Source organism: Saccharothrix sp. 6-C, from assembly GCF_016695385.1.
In the GTDB taxonomy this organism is placed as follows: Bacteria; Actinomycetota; Actinomycetes; order Mycobacteriales; family Pseudonocardiaceae; genus Actinosynnema; species Actinosynnema texasense.
In genome coordinates, this window is record NZ_CP064192.1 from 4,534,579 (window position 1) to 4,547,409 (window position 12,831).

The following is a 12,831-nucleotide window of genomic DNA, read 5'->3' on the forward strand; positions in this document are numbered from 1 at the left end:
CAGCGTCACACTTCCGGCCCGGCGGGCGAACCGACCGGCAGCAAGTAGACCAAGGTGTCGTCCACGCCGTCCAGGACGAACACGTCGTGCGCGAGGTCGTCGTAGAACCCGCCGAGCACGCCCAGCGACAGCCCGGCCGACGCGGCGACCAGGGCCAGGTTCTGCGCCAGGTGCCCGGCTTCGGCGAACGCGAGCCTCGCCGCACGCAGCCCGTAGGTCCGGCGCAGCGGGCCGAACCGGACGTACAGCCCCAACAACGCGGGCAGCGCCGCCACCTCCACCCCGGCGGGCACGGAGTCGGCCGGGCCGAACCACATCGAGGTCGCCGCCAGCTCCGCCGCGGACGGCGCGGGCGCCACGGCGACCAGCCGCCGGCCCACCTCGTCGACGTCGTAGACCCCGGCCGCGAGTCCCGTCACGTCCAACGCCACCAGCCGCAGCCGCGCGCTGTACCGGGCGCCCGCGCTCGGGTAGGGCCGGTGACCGTCGTCGAACGCGCCCTGCGCCGTCCACAGCAGCGTCGCCAGCCGCGCGGCGTCGAGCGGACCGCCCAGGTCCGCGCCGCGCCCGGTGCGCCGTGACCGCAACGCCTCCACCAGCGAGCCGGCGGGCGGGTCGCCGGGCGGCAGGTCGACGGTTCCCAGCCAGAGCGACGGGGCCTCGGGCGCGGCGTCCTCGCGCGGCAGCTGGGCGGCCACGCCCGGGACGAACCTGCTGGCCTCCAGGTAACGGCGGTCGGCAGCGGTCACGCCGTCCTCGTGGAACGGCGCCAGGCCGTCCGGCGCGGCGGCGGTCGCGGCGACCAGCCAGCAGAGGGTGCGCTCCTCGTCGGGGCCGATGCCCAGCCGGTTGAGCAGCATGTGCAGCTGCGAGGCCCACACGTACGGCGGCACGTCCGGCCGGACCTGCGCCATCCAGTACGCCACCACGCCCGTCGCGCCGGTCGACAACCGGTCCCACCGGGCGCTCAGCCCCGTCGCCCACGCCTCGTGCAGGCGGCGTGCGGCGGAGTGGGACGCCACGGTCGGCGGTGTGGACGGCTCGCGGGCCTGCCGCCACCCGGCGGCGAGCGCCCGCAGCCAGGCCGAGGCGGCGAGCCGGTCCAGCTTCATCGCGAGCGTCGTCGCCATCACCAGTTCCACCGCCGCGTTGACCTTCGCGGTCGGGGTGCGCGCCACGCGCAGCACGGCCGCGGCGACCTCGGTGCTCCGGCAGAACACGTCCTCGGCCAGCGGCAGCAGCTCCGGACCGCCGTAGCGGCGCACCTCCGGCTCGTACTCGACCGGGCGGACGTCACCGTGCGGCAACCAGGCGCCCGGTGCGGCCCCGATCGAGGTGTAGAACGCGTCCGGATCCGGCTCCACCACCGGGAAGTCCGCCGCCGCGACCAGGTCCCGCAGCTGCGCCGCCAGGTCGACCCGCGCGTCCTTGACCCGCACCCGCAGGTGCGGCCCGGTCTGCCAGTACCGCAGGTAGAACCAGTCGGCGAGCCCGCCGTCCGCCCGGTGCGCGGCCATCGCGGGCGCGAGCGCGTCGGCGATGAACGCGTCCACGTGCTCGACCGCCCACGACAAGCGCACGTGCAGACCGGTCCAGGTCATCGGGCCTCCAACGGCGTCAGGTCGTAGGAGAAGCCGGTGCCGCGCGGGCGGCCCGCCAGGAGCAGGTAGAGCAGCACGTGCGAGGCGGGCGCCCGGACGGCGGCCTCCAGCGCGCCGTCGACGGTGCTGCGGGCCGGGCGGCAGAACATCCCGGCGCCGGCCGCCGCGGTGCAGGCGTGTTGAGCCGCCGCGCCCGCCGCCCGCAGCAGCGCCCGGTAGCCGTCGGGCCCGTCGACGGCCACGGCCGCCGCCGGGTCGCCGGTGGTGACCAGCGCCAGGTTCATCGCGCCCACGTCGATCGTGTCGGGCGGGTGGCCGAACACCTCGCGCACCTGGTCCAGCGCCCCGCCGGCGTCGACCAGTCGCAGGCCGGCCGGCTCGTACCAGCCGTCGGCCACGCCCTCGACGTTGCGCACCGCCAGCCGGTGCCGCACGTCGTGGCGCACCGGCGAGCCCTCGGGCGGGTGCGTGATCGCCGCGACGAACGCGTGCAGGGCGCTCACCGGCAGGGGGCGCGGGTCGGCGGAGATGCCGCGGGGGCCGAAGCCGGAGCCGCGCACCGGCGACGGACCCGCCGGCCGGCCGCTCTCCCGCCACGACGACACGACCACCGCCGTGCCGTCGACGTGCGCCCGCAACCCCAGCCGGGACGCGTGCTCGACCAGGGCCGCCGCCACGTGGCCCATCTCCAGCTCGGTCAGCGCGTCGCCGAACTCGCCGTAGCCCTCCGCCAGCCGGTCGCGCCTGCGTACCAGTTCCAGCCGCGCCGACCCGTCGGGCACGGGTGAGCCGTCACCGACCACGACCCGCCGGACCGGGTCCACCAGCCAACGGCGGGAGCCCACCGCCAGCACGACGTCGACGGTGAACGCGGCCCGCGCCGAGGGGTGGCCGCGGTGGTCGTTGTACTGGTTCCACGGCTCCCACCGCAGCGGCGTCACCACGTCGGTCAGCAGGTGCGTCAGCGCGGACCCGAACCGGCCCCGCGCGGCCAGTGCCGCGAACGGCGTCCGCGGGCCCGACGCCGGCTCCGGACGCGGCGCGGGCCCGGTCTCCACCACCCGGCCGGGCCCGTGCCGGTAGGCGGCGGCCAACGCGTCGGCGGCCGTCACGGGAACGGGTGGGGCAGCAGGGGGCCGTCGGCGCGCAGCCGGCCGATGCCGTGCGTGCGGCGGTTGAGCTCGCCGAACGTCATCGGCAGCGTGCCGGGGACGATCACCTTGGCCGAGTGCAGGCCCAACCGGTCGCGCACCACCGGGTCGGTCTGGTCCACCGCGATCACCTCCAGCTCCAGCGCGGCCAACTTGCGCACGTAGTGCTCCAGCAGCGCGTCGAGGTCGTCGCGCGGCACGTCGGGCACGGTCGCCGCCACCGGGTCGCCCGGTCGCAGGAAGTCGTACCGGTCGGCGGCCTCGGGCAGGCCGTTGACGGTGACGTGGTCCTCCATGGTGCGGATCAGGCCGGGTTCCCGGAGCATCCGCAGCAGCCGGTCCCGGTCGTACTCCTCGGGGTCGGTCCGGAAGCGCCGCGCCGCCGACTCGACGTCCATCACCACCTCGGCCGCCGCCGCGCGCACCGCGCCGGCGGGGTCCAGGCCCGCGCCGGCGGCGAAGAACGCCCGCGGCGACAGCGGTCCCGGACCGGTGTGGCGGGCCAGGGAGAGCACCGACGGGACGTCCAGCTCGGTGGTGGCGTCGTAGAACTCCAGCGCGTAGCCCAGTTGCGCCACCCGGTCGGCCAGGTGGGCGACGAAGTCGTCCCGGACCTCCAGCTCGGGCAACGGGCGGCGGGCGTACCAGGCCATCAGGAAGGCGTCGCGCTCGGCGACCTCGAACAACCCGTGCAGCACCGCTTCGGTGAGGCTGTTGCCCGTGCCGCAGCCGTTGGACGTCTCGTCCAGGAACCGCGCTCCCGTCCCGCGGCCCAAGCCCCAGTAGACGGCGTGCTCAGGCACCGCGACCGGTCTGCCGTGCGTGTACGACCACCCGTGCACCCACTTCGTGCGCGCCTCGGCGGAGTACGGGGTGATGTGCGGCGACGGGTGGTCCGGCAGGCCCAACCGGACCGGGTCCAGCGCGCGGGACGGGCCCAGCTCGGCGAACGACGCCTCCAGCACGGTCCGCACCCGGCGCGGGCGCATCCCGGCGTGCCGTTCCACCGACTCGAACAACGCCACCCGCTCGGCCTCGGCGAAGTCGCCCGTGCGGCCGAACCCGGCCTGCCGCCCCTGGCCCTCGGGCACGAGCTGGGCCGCGGCCGCCGCCAGTGGCAGGTCGCCGATGCGCAACACCCCGGTCACCAGGCCGTGCCGCGCGTCCACCAGCGCCGCGCGCACGGCCTCGCCGGAGGTGCGCGGGTTCGGACCGCGCACCGTGCCGGGCTCCACCGGCACCGGCTCGCGCACGACCACGGCCAGCTCGGGTGAGTCCTCGGGCAGCGGCCCGCACACCGCGCAGCCGTCCGGCCGGGTGCGCACCCGGTGCTCGGTGACGGTCGCCAGGTCGGTGCGCACCGCCAGGACCGTGTCCCGGTGCGCGTCGGGGTCGGCCCGCACCCGTTCGGTCAGCGCGGCCAGCAACGGGCGCAGCACCGGGGAACCCAGGCCGCCCAGCCGCATCCGCTCGTCACGGCGGGGCGTCGCCGTGCTCTGCGCGGCCAACCGCGCGTCCTCGGCGCAACTCAGGCACACGCCCGCGCCGTCCCCGCCGAACACCGGGCCGACCAGCACCAGGCCGCCGTCGTGGCGGATCGGCAGCACCGGCGAACCGGTGGGCGCGGCGCTGATCCGCGCCAGGTCGCCGAGCGCGTAACCGGTCAGCTCCAGCACCTTCACCGGCCGACCTCCGGCACCGCGCGACCCACCACGCCGGCGGCGTCGAGCACCGGCCCCAGGCCCACCGGCTCCACCTCGGCCACGCCCAGCAGCCGCCGCAGGTCGTCCTGCAAGCCTTCCTCGGCGTCGCGCACGCCCAGCGGCCAGTGCCGGTCGCGGTCGGGCCGCGACGCGTCGACGCCGTCGGGCACGTGCACCGGCATCGCGCCGGACAGCACGACGGTGTCGGACAGACCGGCCTGGGCACGGCCGGCGGCGGCCATCGCGGCGAACGCCACCGCGTCGGCCGCCGACACCTCGACCGCCCACGACAGCTCGTGCCCGCCGGCGTGGACGCGGGCGCGCACCACCCGCTCGGCCAGGCGGGTCACCTCGACGGCGGCGGGCAGCGCGAAGCGCAGCACCACGGCCTTCCACCAGCGTCGCGCGGTGGGGTCGGTCAGCCACTCGTCCTCGGCCACCGGCGTCCCGGCCAGGCGGCGGGCGGCCGTGCGCAGGGCCAGGCCGTCGGCGTGCCGCCGGTCCGCGCCGAGCACGGCGCCGTCGGGGGCGAGCCGGCGCGCCGCGCGGATCACCGCGTCGAGCCGGGCGGCGCGGTCGGTCGTGCCGAACCCGACCACGTCGCCGGACGCCGCGAGCGCCACCGGCGACTGCGGCAGCGATCCCGGACCGGGTGCGGGCACGGGTCCCAGCTCGGGGTCGCCCAGGACCCGCACCAGCGTGCCGTCCGGCTCGCCGGGTCGCACGGCCGACAACCACGGGTGGTACTCGGCGCGCAACGGGTCCAGCCGCGCGACCAGCACCGGCTGGTGCGGCGGGTCGGGCGGCGGCGAGTCGTGCCAGAGGTTCACCGCCTCGGTGGACGGGTCCGGCAGCCCACCCACCGCGCACACCAGCCGGTGCGCGGCGGCCGACCCGACCAGCGCGGCCAGCACCTCCGGCGGCGGGCCGGGCTCGCCACCCAGCCGCGCGGCCACGGCGGCGGCGTCGGCGAGCACGTCGGCGGCCGGTCCGGGCCGCACCACGAAGCCCACGTCCGCGGCGCACCCGGCGGCGACCGCGTGCCCGCCGGCGAGCAGCAGCAGCGGTCCGTCGCCCGGCCGGAGCTCGGGTTCCAACCCGGTGGCCAGCAACGTCCGCCGCGCGGCGGCGGCCGGCGCGCCGCCGCCGACCACGGCGACGGGAGTGGAGCGCATCCGCCGCCACGCCCGCAGCGGCACGGGTGCGACGGACTCCAGCCAACTCGCGACGTGCGGCGGCGGTCCGGGGTCCGGGCCGCCGGTGTCGCCCGGTGCGGCGGCCCAAGCGGCGGGCACCTCGACCAGCAGGTCGTGCTCGCGCAGTTGGCCGATGATCAGCTCCAGCGCCTTGGCCACGACCGGCGGTGCGTCGTCGGGCGCCGCCAACCGCGCCGGCGGCACCCCGTCGGCCAGCGGACCCGCCAACCGCTGCCAGATCGCCCAGAGCCCCCTGCCGCCGCGCACCGTGAACCCGGACCGCCAACCCCGCGCGTGCAGGCCGGTGGCGGTCGGCGTGACCTGCGCGATCGGGCGCAGTCGCACCAGCACCCGGTCCGCGGCGGCGGCCGCGGAGTCGTTCACCGGGTCGCCTCCGCCATCCGCGCGATGTGCTCGGACCAGCCGACGCCGCTGATCCGCTGCGCGGCCCGCGCCACCAGGCTCGCCGCCAGGTAGCGCTCGACCGGTGTCACGTCGCACACCGAGAGCAGCTGGTAGAGCATGTTCGTGCCGAACCGGTAGACGGTGAACGGCCGCCGGTACAGCGGGTGCTCCAGGTCCACCGCCCGCAACTGCCGGTGGTACTCGCTGTGGTGCTCGCGGTGGTCGGGGTGCCAGCGCCGGATGGCGCCCGGCTCCCCCAGCGCCAACGCCCGCTCGCCGTGGCGGGAGCTGTAGCCGCTGGGCAGGTCGCCGCGGTCGTACACGACCTCGATCAGCTCCCGGGCGGTGACCGTCCAGGCCGCCCACGGCGTGGTCAGGCGGCCCTCGGCGACGGCCAGGACGGTCTCGGTGACGCCCGCCGCGTTGTCCGCCCACACCCGGTCGAACCGGGACCGCAGGCGGCCGTCCGGGTCGCTGTGCAGCAGGAAGTCCTCCAGGTGGGACTGGAACGAGTGGTAGCCGTGCTCCAGACCGCCGGAGTAGCGGCTCGCGTGCGCGGCCATCGCGACCAGCGCCGCCCGCACGCGCGTGGTGGACCTGGTGTCGTCGGCGGCCACCACGTCCCGCAGGGCGGGCACGCCCAGGCGCAGCACGCGGGTCCGCAGGTCCACCAGGACGTCCGAGCCGAGCAGCTCGCGGATGCCGCTGTGGTCGGTCGGCTCGACCACCACGGTGTTGTCCGGGTGGATCGGCCCGTACGGCGGCGGGACCAGCTCGGCCACGCCGTAGCGGTGCGACCGGGCCAGCAGCTCGTCGTGCGGCGTCCCCGCCGTGGACGGGTGCGCCGCCAAGTGCTCGCGCAGCCGCTCGGCGACCAGGTCGGCCTCCCGGTCCAAGCGCACCCGCAGGTGCGGGCCGTGCAGCCAGTGCCGCTCCACGTGGCCGCGCGCGCCGGCGGCCTCGGCCTCGGCGAGCGCGGGCAGGACCGCGTCGCGGAGCAGGGGCGCCTTCACCGGGTCGTGGTAGTAGCAGACGACATCGGTCACGAGGCCTCCAGCGGGTGTCCACGATCGGTTCGACCACCCGGCCGCCGGGTGGCACCGGGCCGGGGACGCCCCTGTGGGCGTCCCCGGCGTCGACGAACTGCGGTGGACCTCCTGGGAATCGGCTGGGACGCCGGTCTCAGAAGGTCGGTTGGGGCAGCTGCGGCTGGCAGCAGCACGAGCTGCCGCACGAGGCGCCGATCGACGCGCCGCTCTCGGGCAGCGCGACGGTGTCGCGCATCGTGGTGACGGCGAGGTCGTCGAGCACCAGGTCCTCGGCGTCGAAGGTCAAGTCGAACTCGTTCATGCACACCTCCTTCTCGGGAACGACGAAGCTAAAGTTCGCCGATTCCGACCGACAAGTGTTTCGCATTCGGCGCTGCGGTTCCGCTTCGGCCGTGAAAGGCGCGGTCGCGCACGACCGCGGCACATTCCGGCGCCCGTCGAATAACGGTGGACGTGGCCGCCCGGTCACCCCGTCGACGCAGGTCGGGCAAGCGGGTCCGACCCCGCGCGACCGTCCGTCCGCATCCGGCCGACCCCCGTTCGACCCGGTCGAGGCCCCACTGCGCGAGCCGGGTCGCGGCCGGTCGGCCGCACCCGGGCCGCCGTGCGCCCGCCGCGACGGTGCGGGCTGCCGAACCGCCGGCGCTGGTCACTCCCGCCTTCACCGATTCCCGGATCGGCGGGACCGCGCAGTCGTCGCGCCGGCGGGGTCGTCGGCCTACCCGGCCCGTCGCAGTGACCTCTCCCGGCGTTCGGCCACGCTCGACCCGGACTCCCGGCGGGCCATCCGGCGCAGCACCGCCGGAGCCAGGACCAGGCCGACGACCGCCCACGCGGTCAGCACGCCGACGGTTTCCAGGTGCCGCCAGGACTGGCCGATCTCCACGGCCGCGGCGGCGTCGGGCAGGAGGGCCGAGCGCATGCCGAGCCCCAGCCAGTAGACCGGGAACACCTGCGCCACCCACTGCGCCCAGACCGGCAGCGCCGTGACCGGGTAGAAGACGCCGGAGATCGCGATCACGGCGAGGATCGGCAGGATCAACAGGCCCTGCGCGCGTGCGCTGGAGAACACCGAGCCGAGCACCGCGCCTAGGGGCAGGGCGGCGAGCAGGCCGAGCGCCAGCACCCAGGCCACCGTCAGCCACGCCTCGACGCTGCCGGTGACCAGGCCGGAGACCAGGAACGCGCCCGGCACCAGGAAGATCGACAGGTCCACGACGAGCCCGCCGGACACGGACACGAGCTTGCCCACCAGGTAGCCCGACATCCCGTTCGGCGTGGCCTTGGCCCGCAGCAGCGTGCCGTCCTCGCGGTCGGCGGTGAGCAGTTGGCTCATGGTGACCATGGCCATCGCGGCGTTCATGCCGAGGATGCCCGGCAGCGCGAGGGCGCCGACGGAGAACCCGGTCCGCTCGAAGGACACGTCACGCAGGAAGAACGTGACGACGAGCATCAGCACGGGCCAGAACGCGTGGTTCCACAGGTCCGCGCCGTTGGTCAGCGACTGGCGCAGCTCGATCAGGCCCCGCTGTCCGCCCGCGCGCAACGCGGTGGTGGTCGGGTTCACCCGGCCGCTCCCCCCGCCTCGACCCGGCGCACCAGCGACAGGTAGGTGTCCTCCAGCGAGGCCCGGCGGACCTCCAGCTCGGTGATCCCGTCGCCGTGGCGGCGGAACAGGTCGTGCACGAACTCCGTGGACGCCCGCACGTGCCGCACGTGCCGCTGCCCGGCGTGGGTCCAGCGGACCTCGTCCTCGCCCGCGATGCGCCGCGCCAGCTCGTCGGCCGTGCCGTCGGCGACGATCCGGCCGCCGTCGAGGACGACGATGCGGTCGGCCAGCTTCTCGGCTTCGTCCAGGTCGTGCGTGGTGAGCAGGACCGTCGTGGACTCCCGGGCCGCGAGCCCGCGCACGAGTTCGTGGAACTCGCGGCGCGCGACCGGGTCGAACCCGGTGGTCGGCTCGTCCAGGAACAGCACCTCGGGCCGGCCGACGAGGCCGACGGCGACGTCCAGCCTGCGCCGCTGGCCGCCGGACAGCGTGCGGATCTTCGCGTTCGCCCGCGAGGCCAGGCCGACGGCCGCGACCAGGTCGTCCGGGTCCCACGGTCGGGCGATCCGGTCGGTGGCGTAGCAGGAGAAGTAGACGCCGAGGTGCCGGAGCAGTTCGCGGACCCGCCACTTGCCGTGGTCGCGCCAGGACTGCAGGACCACGCCGACGCGGGCCCGCCACTCCTCGCCGGCGTGGGCCGGGTCGACGCCGAGCACCGACACCCGGCCCGCCGAGCGCATCCGGAAACCCTCCAGGACCTCGATCGTCGTGGTCTTGCCCGCGCCGTTCGGGCCGAGCAGCGCCAGCACCTCGCCGTGGCGGGCCTGGAACGTGACGTCGTGCAGGACGTCGGTCGTGCCGTAGCGCATGCGCAGGCCGTCGACGTCGAGCACGACTCGCTCGCTCGTCATTGCTCCCCCTGACTTCCGGTCGATCTTCGAGAGGGGGCGAAAGCTACGTCGCCTTTCGGGCGCCGACAACGTCCGAGAATGGTCATTGCGGGGTTTCAGCAGCTATTCCGCGTCGAATCATTGCACCGGCGCTGACGGTGAACGCAATGATTCGGCGGACCTCGTTGCACTGCGCTGCCCGTGAACGCACACTGGCCGCACCGACGGGAGAGGACGGGCGATGCCGGGTGGCAGGCTGACCGACGAGGACCGCCGCGACATCGCGTCGGGGCTGACGCGCGGTCTGGGTTACGCGGAGATCGCGCGACGGCTGGGCAGGCCGACGTCCACCGTGACCCGCGAGGTGAGCCGCAACGGCGGCGCCCGTGACTACCGGGCCGACCGCGCGCACCAGGCCGCGCGGCGACGCGCCCGCCGGCGCAGGTCCGCCGCGCCCCACGAGCCGCCCGCCGTCGTCGGCGCGGAAGGCCGCGACCCGGCGGCGGTGTCGGCGTTCGCGGAGGAGTTCGCCGCCTCGATGGTGCGGATGGGGTTGCCGCGCATGGCCGCCCGCGTGCTGGCGAGCCTGCTCACGACCGATGCCGGCGCGCTGACCGCGGCGGAGCTGACCGACCGGCTGCGGGTCAGCCCGGCATCGGTCTCCAAGGCGGTCGGCTACCTCGAAGGACTGGAGGTCCTGCGCCGCGAGCGCGGTGTCCGGCGGCGGGAGAGGTACTTCGTCGACGACGACGTGTGGTTGCGCACGTGGCTGACGAGCGCCCGGACCAACGAGGTGCTCGCCGAGACGGCCGGACGCGGGGCCGAGGTCCTCGACCCCGCCACGCCCGCCGGCGCCCGGATGCGCCGGATGGGCCGGTTCTTCGCGCAGCTCGGCGACGACATGGCCGGCGGGCCCAGCTCGGTCGTCGGCGACGTGGTGACCGTGCTGAGCGCGCTCGTCCGCGCCGTCACCCCGGACCTCGCGGACCGCCTCGCCGCCGAGCTGGGCTGGCCGCCGGACCGGGTCGCCGAGGCCCTGCGCGACGCCGCGCACGTGACGCGCTGACCCGCCGACGCGCGGACCCCCGCGGTTAGGATGACCGCATGGCCCTGATCCACAAAGCGACCATCACCCCCACCAAGGTCGAGCTGCTGGCCGGCTGGCTGCCCGGCCGCGACTGGTACACGGGGCCGACCGGCGAGGTGGTGCGGGTGGCGAGCTACCGCTTCGACGACCCGGCCGGCGCGGTCGGGATCGAGACCATGCTGGTGCGGGTCGGCGACGGGCCGGTGCTCCAGATGCCCCTCACCTACCGCGACGCGCCGTTGGACGGCGGCGACGAGTGGCTGATCGGCACCACCGAGCACTCGGTGCTGGGCCGGCGCTGGGTGTACGACGCGTTCGGCGACCCGGTGTACGTGGCGGCCCTCGCGGAGGCGATCCTCACCGGAGCGGGCCAGGTCGAGGAGTTCGTGCAGCACGAGGACCGGCTCGAACGCCGTGACCTCAGCATGGGCATCGCCGTGACCGGGCACGGGCCGGCGGAGGCGCCCGCCGCGGGCGCGGTCGAGCGCGTGACCGAGGGCGAGCAGACGGTGGTCGTGACGGCGACCGTCGAGCTGGCCGTCCGCCGTCGCCTCGACACCGGCGGCGACCTCACCGGCGCCGTCCTGACCGGCACGTGGGCCGGTCAGGAGACACCGGTGCCGCTGGCCTCCGCGACGCCGCGCTGAGCCCGGTCAGTCCTTCCAGGGCATCTCGTCGCGCAGTCCTTCGTGGATCGCGTAGGCGTTCTTCACCGCTGCCTTCAACGCGCCTTCCACCCACCGCCGGTGCCGCCGGTCGCACGCGTCGTTGGCGAACCACACCCGGTTCACCGGCCTGATCACGTCCTCGTAGAACGACTCGCTCATCTCGAACGCCCGGAACAGCGGTCCGATGCCGCACGCGAACCAGTCGAGCGCCCAGTCCTTGTAGACGCCGAACTCGAACGTGTCACGCGCCTCCGGGTGGATCTTGACCAGGTCCTCCAACGCCTGCATGACGCTCTCCTCGCCGGCCAGCGGCGTGTACGGCATGCTGTCCTGCTCCCAGCAGTACGACGCGATCATCACGCCCTTGCGGAACCGGGTGTCCTGACCGGCCGGCGGGTAGACGATGTTGCGGATCGCCAGGTCGGTCACCGTGAGGCCGTGGGTGATGCCGTAGGAGGTCTCCCACCACCGTTCGCTGAACTGCATGAACAGCTTGTGCGCCCGGCCGTAGTAGGTGTTGCGGATGGCGTACCACTTGTCCGGGTCGAGCCCTTCGATCTCCATGTGCCGCAGGCTCGCGAACGGCACCGTCACGATGCACTCGTCCGCCTCGACCGTCTGCGTGCGCCGGCCGGCGCGGTAGTGCACCCGGACACCGCTGTCGTCCTGGTCGACGCCGTGCACCAGGGCCCCGAGCCGGATGTCGTCCATCAGCAACGACTCGTACGCGCGCGGCAGCGAGTCGGCGCCGTCGACGATGTAGACGAGGTGGCCGAAGACGTCCTCGTAGAAGTGGGAGAACCACTCGACGAGGGAGAAGTGGTAGCGGCCCTCCAGGTTGAACAGCGGCCCGAGCATGGACAGCGCGCCGTCGCTGAGGCCGCGCTCCTTGAGGTAGCCGAGCAGCGTGTACCGGTCGTAGTCGGTCAGCAGGCGGTGCCACGCCTTGGCTTCGTCCTCCTGCTCCATGATGTCGATCAGCGGCTGCACGGTGTGCCGCAGCAGGTCGTGCGGCGCTTGCACCGCCTCGTCGGAGCGCAGGTCGAACGAGAACTGGTCGGCGCTGAAGTCCCGCCGCCGCACGCCCTTGCCCTGGAGGTACACGAACGTGTCCTCGTCGTACATGGGGAACGGTTTGGTGGCGAGCTTGAACTTCTCGTCGATCAACCACGAGACGAGCGGGTGCTGCTCGGGGAACCGCATCGCGCCGAACTCGCCGTACATGTCCCCCGCGAAGCCGCGGTGGGTGAGGATGCGCCCGCCCAGCCGGTTCTGGCCCTCGAGGATCGTCACCTCGTGGCCGGCTTCCTTCAGCAGCATGGCCGCGGTCAGCCCGGCCATTCCCGCGCCCACGACGACGACGTGCCGCCGCGGCGCGGAACTGTCCGGCAATCCTTCTTTGAGCAGGTCGAGAACGTCCAACGCCATCGAGACCACCTCACCCGGTCGTACCCGCGGTCGCGCCGCGAACTGTCTGGCAGAAGAGGTGGCCACCCTCGGTAGTCCGACCGTACTAGTCCCCAAACCTGTGG

11 protein-coding genes are annotated in these 12,831 nt (G+C 74.8%); 2 read left to right on the top strand and 9 right to left on the bottom strand.

Annotated elements, in window-relative coordinates:
* Positions 1 to 5 precede the first annotated feature (5 nt).
* The 8 genes from IOD16_RS18990 to IOD16_RS19025 form a co-directional block, all read right to left on the bottom strand.
* A complete protein-coding gene (locus tag IOD16_RS18990; RefSeq protein ID WP_201435473.1) occupies positions 6 to 1,601 on the bottom strand; it encodes a thiopeptide-type bacteriocin biosynthesis protein in 1,596 nt (531 codons plus the stop codon).
* Complete coding sequence (locus tag IOD16_RS18995; RefSeq protein WP_201435474.1) at positions 1,598 to 2,713, bottom strand: hypothetical protein; 1,116 nt, start codon at positions 2,711 to 2,713, stop codon at positions 1,598 to 1,600. Before IOD16_RS18995 ends, IOD16_RS18990 begins: the two co-directional genes overlap by 4 nt.
* Entirely contained in the window at positions 2,710 to 4,434 is a 1,725-nt protein-coding gene (locus IOD16_RS19000) for a TOMM precursor leader peptide-binding protein (RefSeq protein WP_201435475.1), read from the bottom strand. The genes IOD16_RS18995 and IOD16_RS19000 overlap by 4 nt, the downstream gene beginning before the upstream one ends.
* Complete coding sequence (locus IOD16_RS19005) at positions 4,431 to 6,035, bottom strand: hypothetical protein (protein WP_201435476.1); 1,605 nt, start codon at positions 6,033 to 6,035, stop codon at positions 4,431 to 4,433. Before IOD16_RS19005 ends, IOD16_RS19000 begins: the two co-directional genes overlap by 4 nt.
* A complete protein-coding gene (locus IOD16_RS19010; RefSeq protein WP_201435477.1) occupies positions 6,032 to 7,102 on the bottom strand; it encodes a lantibiotic dehydratase C-terminal domain-containing protein in 1,071 nt (356 codons plus the stop codon). Before IOD16_RS19010 ends, IOD16_RS19005 begins: the two co-directional genes overlap by 4 nt.
* Before the next feature lie 136 nt (positions 7,103 to 7,238).
* Complete coding sequence (locus tag IOD16_RS19015) at positions 7,239 to 7,406, bottom strand: thiazolylpeptide-type bacteriocin (RefSeq protein WP_123741113.1); 168 nt, start codon at positions 7,404 to 7,406, stop codon at positions 7,239 to 7,241.
* A 417-nt stretch (positions 7,407 to 7,823) separates the two neighbouring features.
* Positions 7,824 to 8,672, bottom strand: a complete 849-nt coding sequence (locus IOD16_RS19020) for an ABC transporter permease (RefSeq protein WP_201435478.1) — start codon at positions 8,670 to 8,672, stop codon at positions 7,824 to 7,826.
* Entirely contained in the window at positions 8,669 to 9,565 is an 897-nt protein-coding gene (locus IOD16_RS19025; protein ID WP_236594208.1) for an ABC transporter ATP-binding protein, read from the bottom strand. Before IOD16_RS19025 ends, IOD16_RS19020 begins: the two co-directional genes overlap by 4 nt.
* A 220-nt stretch (positions 9,566 to 9,785) precedes the next feature.
* Here IOD16_RS19025 and IOD16_RS19030 point away from each other — a divergent pair, with 220 nt between their 5' ends.
* Both IOD16_RS19030 and IOD16_RS19035 read left to right on the top strand, forming a co-directional pair.
* Positions 9,786 to 10,610, top strand: coding sequence for a GbsR/MarR family transcriptional regulator (locus IOD16_RS19030; RefSeq protein WP_201435479.1), 825 nt, complete (start codon positions 9,786 to 9,788; stop codon positions 10,608 to 10,610).
* A gap of 38 nt (positions 10,611 to 10,648) precedes the next feature.
* Positions 10,649 to 11,278, top strand: coding sequence for a CG0192-related protein (locus tag IOD16_RS19035; RefSeq protein ID WP_201435480.1), 630 nt, complete (start codon positions 10,649 to 10,651; stop codon positions 11,276 to 11,278).
* Positions 11,279 to 11,284: 6 nt separating this feature from the next.
* Here IOD16_RS19035 and IOD16_RS19040 read toward each other — a convergent pair whose 3' ends face one another.
* Entirely contained in the window at positions 11,285 to 12,727 is a 1,443-nt protein-coding gene (locus IOD16_RS19040) for a flavin monoamine oxidase family protein (RefSeq protein ID WP_201435481.1), read from the bottom strand.
* Between the last annotated feature and the right edge of the window lie 104 nt (positions 12,728 to 12,831).

Excerpts from the sequence above, each read along its gene's own strand:
- IOD16_RS18990 (WP_201435473.1), bottom strand. The coding sequence starts at position 1,601 with ATGACCTGGACCGGTCTGCACGTGCGCTTGTCGTGGGCGGTCGAGCAC.
- IOD16_RS19015 (WP_123741113.1), bottom strand. The coding sequence starts at position 7,406 with ATGAACGAGTTCGACTTGACCTTCGACGCCGAGGACCTGGTGCTCGAC.
- IOD16_RS19025 (WP_236594208.1), bottom strand. The coding sequence starts at position 9,565 with ATGACGAGCGAGCGAGTCGTGCTCGACGTCGACGGCCTGCGCATGCGC.
- IOD16_RS19030 (WP_201435479.1), top strand. The coding sequence starts at position 9,786 with ATGCCGGGTGGCAGGCTGACCGACGAGGACCGCCGCGACATCGCGTCG.
- IOD16_RS19035 (WP_201435480.1), top strand. The coding sequence starts at position 10,649 with ATGGCCCTGATCCACAAAGCGACCATCACCCCCACCAAGGTCGAGCTG.
- IOD16_RS19040 (WP_201435481.1), bottom strand. The coding sequence starts at position 12,727 with ATGGCGTTGGACGTTCTCGACCTGCTCAAAGAAGGATTGCCGGACAGT.